Here is an 11,653-nt window from a genome sequence, read left to right as displayed (position 1 = left end):
TGCTCGCCCCCTTCGGCGCCAAAGAAACGAGATCGAACCTCTACCTCTTGCAATACATCAAGGCCTTGCAATTCTTCTAAGGTCAATGCAAAAATGCGATTATATGTCTTTTTATCGATACCATGCCACCAATATTGAGCAGGCTCTTCATGAATGGCAGGATTTCCAGGACTGTAAAAGTCTAGCTGTTTGCCTTTACGACCAATATAGTAGCTTTCACCATTGCGTTCCACATCGAGAGCGCCAGTCATCGGACCATAGGCCTTATGAGTGCCACCAAATAATAAGGTGCGCATCCCTTCGAGCAGCGATGTTTTGCCGCTTTCATTAGGGCCATACATGAGCTGAACCCCATTATTACCCGTTGTGAAAGACCAATCACGATACGGGCCAAATTCATCAAATCGTATGCGTTTAATGTTCATCATTTGCCCCCATCAATACCGTAACACCTTCTAATTCACATCGTTTCAAAGCGCGCATTAATAATTCATCACTCAACAAATCTGCATATACGCCTAACCGTTTGAATTCAGGGCGATCCGCCAAGATTTGACGTGCCGTCTGTACAGCATTGCCCTCCACCATATCGTCATAAGCGCGCAAATAGTCGCCGACTACATCAGATAGCAAGCGGCGTTCTGCTAAATTAATGCTAGGCCGAGTATTGGAGATAATCCGATAAGGCATTACAAATACAGATTTACTCTTCTCTTCACTTTGAGACTCTTGAAGCCACAAATTGCGCACGCCCTCTTGCGTACATAGGCGATGTAACGGACCAGTACCACTGAGAACTATGGATAGCAAAATATTTTTCTTGTGTTGCTTACGTAAATTCTCTTTTTTATGGCGCAAAATCTCTAAGAAATCAGATTCATTTTGCATACCCGCAATATCGATTTTAATTTCCTCAAAGCGAATGGCACTAGTTTCAATAAATCTCGGTTCACAATGACCATTATGAGATACAGAAACTAAATAACATCCCTTAGGACCTATTTCTTTACGATGTAAGCCTTGCGGATTCCCCGCATATACAACGAGAGGTTCCTCGCTGAGAATTTGGGATTTATGAATATGTCCCAAGGCCCAATAATCCATAGCGGCCTCAGCTAAATCCGTCAAATTACACGGGCCAGTCACATTATGATTCTCAGCACCTACACTAGAACCAACAGTACCATGCATAACGGCAAGAGAAAACTCATCTCGTTCAAACGCACGGTATTGACGCGCATAATTGTCGCTTTCATTACCATGACCACAACTGATACCATATACGCCACCAATTTCAATATTGTTAACGATGAGCGGGAAACGTTGTACTTGTTCACTAGAAAATACATGTACATTATCTGGCATCTGCAGTTGCGCCTTCCAACTTTCAGCAGGATCATGATTACCTTGCACCATATAAACTGGAATGCGATGTTCCGCCAAACGATACATGGCGCGCACAAAACGCACTTGAGCCTCTAAATTATGGTCTTCGCTATTATAAATATCACCAGCTATGACAACAGCATGAACATGCTCGTCAATAGCAGTGTCAATGATTGTATCAAAGGCTACATAGGTAGCTTCGCTCACGGCGCGATCGACGGCGCGGCTAATACCTGTAGCATATTGAAAGGGTGCCCCTAAATGCAGATCACCACAGTGTATAAATCGAAACGGCTGCATCTATATCCACTCCTTGTATTAGTACTTTTTATTATAGTTATATATAGTAATTACAATAGTCTATTATACTACAAAACGTTAAAGATAAGTTAAAAATAGCTATCAATTAGCATTAAAAAGATATAGTTAAACTAAACTTCTCTTAATTATTAATAAATATAAATTATAAAAGAATCACATTTTTTTCTCATAAAACGAGATTCAAACCAAATTTATAGCAACTTTGATTAATTTATGTTAACCAATAAATACATTAAGTTGACAATTTATACACGAGGGTTTACAATCAGATTGTCAATATATTTTGTTTTTATTAAGTTAACAATTCTTGGAGGCTATTATGGCTTTGCCTACAGATCAACAACCATCCCAAGTGGGTACATACGAAAAAATCCTTACTATTGCAAACCGCATTATGAACGGCGGCGAAATCACTAAGGAAGAAGCAATCGAGCTGATTCATACTTCAGACGATGACACTATGATTTTACTTGCTATGGCTGATAAAATTCGCCAGCATTTCAATGATAACTCCGTGGATGTATGCGCCATTGTAAATGCACGATCTGGTAAATGCCCTGAAAACTGTAAATTCTGTGCTCAATCTGCACATCATGAAACAGGCGTTCAAGTATATCCGTTCATGGATGACGAAAGCATCCTTGATGCGGCTCGCAAAGCTAAAGAGGCAGGTGCTATTCGCTTCTCCATCGTAACGAGTGGTCGTAATACTAATAACCCAAACGAATTCGATCAAATCATTCGTGTATTAGGCCGCATTAAAGATGAAGTGGGCCTCGAAATCTGCTGTTCTCTTGGTTTGTTAACTTATGAACAAGCTCTCAAATTGAAAGAAGTAGGTGTAACTCGATACCACTCCAATATCGAAACAGCACCTAGTCACTTCCCAGATATTTGTACAACCCATTCCTACGAAGACAAAATGTCTACCATCGATAATGCTCAAAAAGCAGGCATTCGCGTTTGCTCTGGCGGCATCCTTGGTCTCAACGAAACATTAGAGCAACGTGTGGAAATGGCGTTTGAACTAAAACGTTTACATATTGACTCCGTGCCATTAAACATTCTAAATCCTGTTAAAGGTACTCCGTTTGAAAGCAACAAAGCTTTACGTCCATTAGATATCTTACGTACCTTCGCCGTATTCCGTTTCATCTTGCCAAACGCATTGATTCGTACTGCTGGCGGTCGCGAAGTAAATCTACGAGACTTACAAGCTTACGCTTTAAAAGGTGGCCTAAACGGCATCATGGTTGGTGGCTACTTAACAACGGGCGGCCGTTCTCCTAAGGACGATCTTCAAATGATTCAAGACTTAGAATTAAGTCGTAATTCTGCCCAAGTTTAATCACTTCATGTATATACCATTCTCAGTGTTTTGAGAATGTAGTATATAAATTATATTCCTAAGGATTTATAAATATTTTACACATAAAAAGAACCATCTAGTTTGCTGTGCTAGATGGTTCTTTTAATTCCATAACAAATTGTAAATGGCATACCCATTGGTATTACCTGCAATAGGCTCAGGGTTTTCATTAAATTCTACATTTTCATACGGCGTCCCGTCTGCCATGTACGCATCAACTTTCAATGTTTCCATGGTTCTATTATATCTACTGATATAAACTTTGTACCGCAATTCGTCGCCACCCAGTTCATTGACTCGCAGCCACAAAAGCGCATCATAATCACTCTTTTGTACACTGTCGTTGTCAATAAATAATTGGTTTCCTGATGCATCTGGTCCAACATAGTACCAGTCCGTTGCGTTAGCAGTCCCCCCTATACTGAGTAGCCACAAAAGCGATAATATGATTAATATTTTACTCATATGACTGCTCCTCTCTTGCTATAGAGCTGTATACTTTATAAAAGCTTAATGGCATTAAACCTTTATAAAATATACAACTTCTCCTTTATATATAATACCAAAATTGCCCCATATTTATCAATAATAATTAAACTAAATTACGAAGTTTTTTAGAAATATAAGAAATTTAAAGCAATTTATTAAATATCTTCATTTTCAACTCATTTATCACTCTTATAATGACTACATCAAATGATAAAGAAAGGTAACAATTCCCTGGTTACCATACGTGTATTTATCTCCCGACAAGTAATACTAACCCCAAACCTACTACTTGTTTAAATACATGGTTCATTTGATATTAATACTAACACTCCCCTTACATGAAAAAAGGACTCCTTATGGAGTCCTTTTTTCGTTGTCTAAAGAAATTTATAGAATACTAAAACATAGGCAAGCATAAATACTATCTACTTTGTAAACCACGACATACAAGTTCAAAAATAACTTTCTGAGCTTCTAACCACGCATCGCTTTGGGACCACTTATATTGTTTATTAACAGCATATAGTCCGTGCACTAAAAATACAAAAACGGATACACCTACATCAAATGAAGTCCCAAGTGCTTCTGCCATAACAAGCCCTTGCCGATCTTTTTCACTCCCTATAATTCGTTGTAATACATATTCTGAAATTTGTTCATCTAAAAATAAAGGTAAATACTTTTTATGTCGTATAATACGCTGGCATAATGGCAATCTATCAAAAATAGAATCGTATGCTTCTCTCAATGACACTGAATCAGAAGCAGCTGATAAGGTTTTAGCTATGGTTTGTAAATTATTATTATCTACCATTCCCGGGCGCGAATAAGCGATTGCATCATCTACTAAATCATCAACAATTTCCATGATATTGTTGTAGTGTAAATAAAAAGTAGAGCGAGTTATGCCTGAAGCTTTACACAACAATGTTACTGTTACAGACTCAAAAGAATGGTTTTCTAAACAACTAAGCAACCCTTCTTTTAATAACATTCGTGTCATTTCTTTTCGAGTTATCATATAACCTCCAATATAGACACTTTTATACAATGTGTCTATTAACAAACAGAGTGTCAATTATTGTTAAGACTAGTATAACAAAACAAGGTACACTAACTCTAGGGATTACAAACAGTAATCTATTTAATTAGATTTTCAAAAATACAATTAAGGAGATACCTATGACACAATATACTCACATTAGAAATGCTACAGGAAAATTAACAATAAAAAATACAACCTTTCTTATCGATCCATTCTTAGCACCAAAAGATACTTATCCGGGCTTTGAAGGAACATTTAATTATCAACAAAGAATGCCTATGGTTGATTTGCCTGTATCAATGGACGATTTATTAAGCAATGTAACCGCAGTAGTAGTTACACATACACATCTAGATCATTGGGATGATACGGCAATCAATTCTATTCCAAAAGCACTTCCTATTTTTGTACAAAATACAGCGGACAAAGAACTTATTACATCACAAGGCTTTAATGATGTACGTATCATTTTTGAAAGTCTTGAGTTTAATGGTATTACATTGAGAAAAACAGGTGGCTCACACGGCACTGTAGAAATGTATGCCAATCCAGTTCTTGCAACTTTAGCAGGGGATGCGATGGGCGTTATTTTTGAAGCACAGGACGAGCCAACTGTTTACCTTGTAGGCGATACAGTATGGACAAGCGATGTAGAAAAGGCCCTTCTTCGCTTCGACCCTAATGTTATTGTTATGAATACAGGATATGCTCAAATTTTGGGCTTTGAAGATAGTATTATTATGGGTACAAAAGATATTGGCCGTATGGTGGTACGTAAGTCAGAGGCTAAAATCATCGCTGTTCACATGGATACAGGTAATCACACAGCAACAAGCCGTGAGGATGTGCGCAAGTTTATCAAAGGCACTAATATCGAAAGCCATGTAGCAGTACCTGAAGACGGCGAAACCATCGCACTTTAATAGTCCTAAAATAATTAGCATACTAGGCTACAGCTAATACAACACTACTAAAAACCTATCCACAAACAATAAAAAACACCCTCTAAAGTCTAACAGTCATAATAACTGCAAGATCTATAGAGGGTGTTTTTATACTTAACTACAAGTTATAATTCATCAAAGGATTAACTATTTTACTTCAGCCCAACCTAAAGCAGCACGTTTAGCATCGATATCTGCTAAGATTTTTTCAGCTACTTTCTTAGGATCAGTATTTACATACATTACAGAACCTAAGATATCTTTAGTATCTTCTTTAAGCCATTTAGTAACAGCATCAGAGCCTTGTGTAGGTGGCTCAACGCAGTGGTAAGAGTTGATGCCCATCAAGCGGAAACCAAGGGATGCATCAATACCTTTTTCGTTGGACCATTCAGGGCTAGACATAGCAAATGGCATTTGAGGCAAGTTAAGGCCTAATTCACCAGCAATACCAGCGAAGATGCCAGAAGAACGAGCATTATCTACACATTCACCAACATGCCATACTGGTGGTTGGTCATCGCCCAAGAACTCTTGCAATGCAGGGCTACATTTCTTAATAGCATCTGTATTACAGTAGCCAAGTTTCATCAATGGGAAGGATGCACAACCGTTTGTTGTGATGATACAGCCATTTTTAATAAGTGTATCAACGATATCTACAGTTGCTTTTTCGTAGATAACGCGAGGGTTGGAACAACCTACTACGTTAACGATACCACGAATTTTACCAGATTTTAAAGCCTCTGCTAATGGTTTGAAGGAACCATAATGTTTAACAGTAGATTCTGGAGAGAAACCAACCTCTGCAGTAATTTCGTATGGCGGAATGAATACAGGCATACCTTTACGCAATTCATGAGCTTCAAGAGCACGATCCAAGATTTTGCGAGCCAATTCTTTAGTTTCAGACAAGTTAGTATGGTGATGATCGTAACCAATGTGTTCAGCACCTGGTAAACGAGCTGCATCAGATGTAGTAATAACTTTTGTGTTGAAGCAACGTGCTACGTCCATGATAGCAGGGTAAACGTCTTGAACGTCAGCTACCCAGCAGTCAAGAGCGCCTGTACCAAGTACAAGCTCAGCACCGATAGCATTACACAATGGAATAACATTTTCGTAACGGTACATGCTGGACAAACCAGAGCAGCAAATACCGTAGAATTGGATACCTTTAGCACCGATAGCTTTCGCTTTTTCTAAGTACTCTTCAGAGGCACCAATTGTACAAATTTGGGATACTAATGTTGGCAAGTGACCATGAACAGCGATGTTAACATAACCTTTTTTCAAGGCACCGATGTTAACTTTGGAAGTACGACGACCACCAAGGCCGAACAATGCGTCTGTTGCGATGTCTGCTGCTACTACGCCAGTGAATGTGAAAGCAAGGCCACAGCGCAAGAATTGTTTCATGTTGCTTTCCCAATCGCCATCAGTACCTACGCATGTACGATGATATGCATCGAAGGCTTCATTGTACGCAGAAATAGGCAAGATATCTAGGTTTTTCCAAACTTCGCGACGTTCAGCTGGAGCCAAAGCTGTAATAGTTTTATATTCGCCAGGCAATGCACGGCTCAAATCCTCTAATAGAACATCTGCCAAGTCGTTTGCCACTTCTTTTAAGGAACGACCTTCTTCTGGAATGTTGAAAGCTTTACATACAGTACGGATTTTTTCTTCGCCTAAAATTGGAATATCCAATTGATCATTAGCAGCGGCTTTCAAAGAAATCAAGATTTCACGAGCATGCGCACCATGTTGAGTCAAACCACCTGCTGCAGCACGTGTCATATTACGAGCTACGATAAGGTCAGCATCGGCACCGCAGACACCGCGAGGGCTCTTAGGTGTAATTTTACATGGGCCCATGAAACAAATACGGCAACATACACCGGCAATACCGAATGTACATTGTGGTTGTTGTTTATCAAAACGGTCAAATACTGTATCGCAACCAATTTGCTCCATGCGAAGAATCATTTCGCGTACAGCAGGATCTGGTGTTTGTTCGATAACATCTTGTTTTGTAGGCCATGTTTTACGGTACTCTGCAACGGCTTTCATGTAGTCGTTTACGCCATGTTCATGAGGTACCCCTGGTTCATGAGTATGTGGCACCCATTTATCCGTTGGCATAGCCTTTGCATGACTATGGTCGTGACCATGTTCATGATCGTGGTCATGATGATGGTCATGGTCGTGACCATGGTGGTGATGATGACCGCCACAATGGCAATGATGGTCATGATGATGCTCATGATCATGATGTTCGCCATGGCTGTGGGCATGGGTGTTTTTGTTTTCCGCATCTTTACTCATAATAATCCTCCTAGAGGCCTACGTAGGCCAACCGTCAATAACAAGAAAACATATTCTACTTGTATTTCAATTTTTTAAATCCACCATACTTGTGGGCTTTAAATCCTATCTCCTAAATATGTTTTAAGATACTTTAAGTATATTTTCCAAGAAGACATTTGTCAATTATTTTTTGAGAATTTTTTGACTCATTTAGGCCTACAAAACGTTGTAATTACTATATTTATTAAATTCGATATTTTCAGTTTCCTTTCATAAAACCAAAGAGGTTAATCCCTGTAAATTATAGGAATTAACCTCTTTTATCTATAGAATACTATATTTAGATGTTATTTTATATGAATTATTATTTGTAAGCAGCGCTAAATACGCCAACATGCCATCTGTATAATTTATAAGAATTTTTGCATAATATTTGCCACTTCCGGCAAATGGAATCGTTTTGCTCTATCCGATCTCGCCACAAGAACTAATTGACGGAAACAAAGCTTTGATGCAAGTGGATAAAATTTGACCTTATCTTCATCTCTCTTACTATTTAGCGTACTTGGTAAAAAGGTAATTCCATAGTCATCTTCAACTAAAGAACGACAAGTATCAAGATTCTCGGACCCAATAACAGCTTTTGGCACAAAGGACTCAGCTTGGCATAATCGATTTACCAAAGACCGTAACTTTAACCCCTCTCGCAAAAGTATAAACGGAAACGGTCCGAACGGTGCAATCTCCCGAATACCATCAGGCGTCATGAGAGAATCAGCAATAGCGATAGCTTTTTTATTTTCTACGCTAATAGCCAACAAGATTTGCTCATCTAGTACGGGATAACTTTCAAGAGCCTGCGAATAAATCGGTGTCGGGAATAGCCCTACATCCACTAGACCATCACAAATTTGTTGCTCTAAGAAATGAGACTCCCCTTCTACCACGTGGAATTCCCAAGAAGGTTCAATTTCTTGAAAGCTTTTTAAGGTTTTACCCAACATATGATGACCATAGAACTGAGACAAGCCAATCCGCACATGATACGCCACATCAGTGCCTTGATTGATGATAGACTGCGTTAAGGCCTCCACCTTTTGAACAAGAGGCATCCCCTCTTTCGCAATTTGTAACGCTGCCGCCGTCGGTACTACCTTCGTGCGATCACGAGCAAACATAGGAACCCCTAGCTCAGCTTCGATGCGACGAATACTTTGACTCAATGCAGGCTGAGAAATATATAATTTTTTAGACGCCTTTGAAAACGATGCCATCTCAACAATGGTACTTATATATTTAATATCCTTTATATCCATAAAAACACCTTATAACAAAACATTATTGCCTTATCATTAACAAATATTATCATCAATATGTAATTAATGATAGTATTAATTTTTTAAGTATTCTTACAAAAGATGTAGCTGACTACGTAAAGGAAAACATGTAATTAAATAAGAACATATAATAAGAGCACACAAAAGGCCCTCCATACGGAGGGCCTTCTTATTTGAGCAGTTAGACAATCTTAATATTATATTGAGGATTTAATAAATTTCGAGATTACATTAATGTTTTAAGTACATCCAATACTTCTTGAGGTAATTCGTTTTTATGACCGATGAGTTTTTCTACATAGTCATAACGGAACTCGAAAGCTTGGTGTAGTTGGTGATGGTATTCACGCACTTGGAATGGTGGTTCAAAACCAGGAACCTCTACATAATCTAGGTTCGGGTATTTATAGAATGGTTTGAATTCTAAAGTGCCTTCTACCAAACGTTCTAACAAATCAAGAGTCACTTCTTTTGGAACTTTCTTTTCCAAGAAGAAACCAGTATTCATAATGTAGCATTCTACGCCACATTCAGAGAACAATTTTTTGTAGCTTTCATAGTCACGAACCAATGGATATGTACGGAATGGATTTGCATATGGTTCGATAACAAGTGCATTCGGATCCACATGAGCATCAAGTTTTTCCGCAGTAGAACGACGTGTCGCAAGTGTAGCACCCATTGTAGACGCCAAAACAGGATCATTAATCTTGAGGATTGGTGGCAATGTTTTATCTTTCATAAGCCATACAATAGCATTTACTGGTTCGTCTACGTAGTTTACACGGTTATCTGTCCAGAATTGAGATTTGATAGCACGACCATTGTTATTACGAACGTCTTCAGCCAACACAACCTTACGGCCCTCTTCATCCATAGTTACACCTACGTTTTGTAGTGTTAACAAGAATTCGTTAGCCGGATGTTCCACAGGGTAATCTTGCATTTTGTCAAAGTACGTAGGTTCAAGGGCAATAGAGCTCAAATCCTCAGTATTGATGATATACGCATCGTCATGCAAGATAGAGATATCATAACGACCATCATGTTTTTCATGAGTCAATGTAGATTTACCGGAACCGGACAAGCCGAATACACCGATAGTATAAGATTTACCATTTTCAAGATTGTAACGTTTCATACCACCATGGCAAGCAACATAGCCGAGGCGATTTGCCAAGGACCATGCAAGCGTAAGGGTACCTTTTTTATGCTCGCCGAAATAGCGCATGCCAAGAATCATAGCACAGTTATGAGCCGGATCAAAGATAGCAAGCCCACCTGGATGACCTGGTACAACATAATCAGGATCAGAATAGATATAGATGTCACCTTCAGGAATTTCTAGGCTATCATTGTAGAATTCTTTTACAGCTGCATCAAAGAACTTGAAGTTCATGATCCAAGAATACAAAATAGATGCGTGATCTTTTGGAATCATCAAATGAGCACGAGCAGTGAATTTTTTATCTAAACCAACGATGGCTTCCGCAGAAATCCACTCTTTATCGCGGCTATCATATACAGCGTCACGGGCAATATTAGCAAGTTCTACTTCGTCGATGCCTTCATCACCAATAATGCGACGAGCTTTTGCATAGCGACCTGTAGTTTTACCGTCGTTCGTAACTAATACCTTTGCATCAGTTGGCAAACCTTGTTCGCATGGTTTATATACAGGCATATCAAGGACGATAACACCTGGCTCTTCAGCAGCAAGTTGATACGCTTGTGTAACGGATGTTACAGGCGTTACATTGTTTCCATAAAATGCAGTTTCAATAGTACTGCGCATCTTAGAAAATAATGGGTTTGTTTTAATTTCACTGTGCTTCCAAACGCGTCTTGTAGACATAGTATCTAGATCCTCACCTTTAAATATATTAGTAATGTCTCTTGTAAAAGTATCTTAGTATATGAAAATACTGTTTTTGCAAATACTTTCATTATTTTCTATTTTACCCTTTTCAATCGAATTTGTATACACAAAATACATGAAATATAGGAAATTATTGTATGTTTATTTCAAATTAGTGCAACATATCTCTAATAATAAAAATTGATAACTATTCATTCCTTAATGCTGTAATCAAAGCAAACAACCTATGATTCAACGTTCATGGTCGCCATACAACACTAATAACAAAATAAAATGAGGCGAGGTCCTAAGACCTCGCCTATTTCACATTTAAAAGTTCAATTATTTCTTATTTTTATTAATGAACGCGTCGATTTTGCCAATTAAATCATCTACATCAAAATCACCGCGTTCCGCAATCATCTTGATAGTAGCCACCTTAGCCATCACTTTTACCATAGGTGTTTTTAATTTCTCGAATTTAGGATTTAAAGAAATCAAATGATCTACGATATCTGGGCTTTGTTTAATCAAATTAGACAAGGTCGTTTTTGCATCGATATGGAAACGACCATCTGCATCGGCTTGTAACGG

Annotated in this window: 10 protein-coding genes; 2 read left to right on the top strand and 8 right to left on the bottom strand. The window is 38.5% G+C overall.

The window, feature by feature from the left end; translation table 11 throughout:
* Positions 1-425: AAA family ATPase (locus Q0F90_RS04130; protein WP_367113404.1), on the bottom strand; the 425-nt coding region annotated here is incomplete at its 3' end.
* Complete coding sequence (locus Q0F90_RS04125; protein WP_296003602.1) at positions 415-1,686, bottom strand: exonuclease SbcCD subunit D; 1,272 nt, start codon at positions 1,684-1,686, stop codon at positions 415-417. The genes Q0F90_RS04130 and Q0F90_RS04125, both read right to left, overlap by 11 nt.
* 340 nt (positions 1,687-2,026) lie before the next feature.
* Here Q0F90_RS04125 and bioB point away from each other — a divergent pair, with 340 nt between their 5' ends.
* The gene (bioB, locus tag Q0F90_RS04120) at positions 2,027-3,055 is read left to right on the top strand and encodes a biotin synthase BioB (protein ID WP_296003601.1); all 1,029 of its coding nucleotides are present in this window, start codon (positions 2,027-2,029) and stop codon (positions 3,053-3,055) included.
* A 123-nt stretch (positions 3,056-3,178) separates the two neighbouring features.
* Here bioB and Q0F90_RS04115 read toward each other — a convergent pair whose 3' ends face one another.
* On the bottom strand, positions 3,179-3,511 hold the full coding sequence (locus Q0F90_RS04115; protein WP_296003599.1) for a hypothetical protein: 333 nt from the start codon (positions 3,509-3,511) through the stop codon (positions 3,179-3,181).
* A gap of 475 nt (positions 3,512-3,986) precedes the next feature.
* Positions 3,987-4,586 carry a TetR/AcrR family transcriptional regulator gene (locus Q0F90_RS04110; protein ID WP_296003598.1) on the bottom strand — a complete coding sequence of 200 codons (600 nt, stop codon included), beginning with the start codon at positions 4,584-4,586 and terminating at the stop codon, positions 3,987-3,989.
* A gap of 161 nt (positions 4,587-4,747) precedes the next feature.
* On the opposite strand from Q0F90_RS04110, the gene Q0F90_RS04105 reads away from it, so the two are divergent.
* Positions 4,748-5,533 carry an MBL fold metallo-hydrolase gene (locus tag Q0F90_RS04105; RefSeq protein ID WP_296003596.1) on the top strand — a complete coding sequence of 262 codons (786 nt, stop codon included), beginning with the start codon at positions 4,748-4,750 and terminating at the stop codon, positions 5,531-5,533.
* Positions 5,534-5,701: 168 nt separating this feature from the next.
* On the opposite strand, the gene cooS is transcribed toward Q0F90_RS04105, so the two are convergent.
* From cooS to Q0F90_RS04085, 4 genes are all read right to left on the bottom strand, one after another.
* Positions 5,702-7,882: an anaerobic carbon-monoxide dehydrogenase catalytic subunit gene (cooS, locus tag Q0F90_RS04100; RefSeq protein ID WP_296003594.1), complete on the bottom strand. Its 2,181-nt coding sequence runs from the start codon at positions 7,880-7,882 to the stop codon at positions 5,702-5,704.
* Between the two features lie 392 nt (positions 7,883-8,274).
* Entirely contained in the window at positions 8,275-9,180 is a 906-nt protein-coding gene (locus Q0F90_RS04095) for a LysR family transcriptional regulator (protein ID WP_296003592.1), read from the bottom strand.
* Positions 9,181-9,427: 247 nt separating this feature from the next.
* A complete protein-coding gene (locus Q0F90_RS04090) occupies positions 9,428-11,056 on the bottom strand; it encodes a phosphoenolpyruvate carboxykinase (ATP) (protein ID WP_296003591.1) in 1,629 nt (542 codons plus the stop codon).
* Positions 11,057-11,401: 345 nt separating this feature from the next.
* Positions 11,402-11,653, bottom strand: a 252-nt coding sequence (locus Q0F90_RS04085; RefSeq protein ID WP_296003589.1) for a DUF1858 domain-containing protein, incomplete at its 5' end; no start/stop codon positions are given.

The sequence above is a fragment of the uncultured Veillonella sp. genome, from assembly GCF_934190855.1.
Taxonomy (GTDB): Bacteria; Bacillota; Negativicutes; order Veillonellales; family Veillonellaceae; genus Veillonella.
This window is presented reverse-complemented; position numbering and strand designations above follow the sequence as displayed.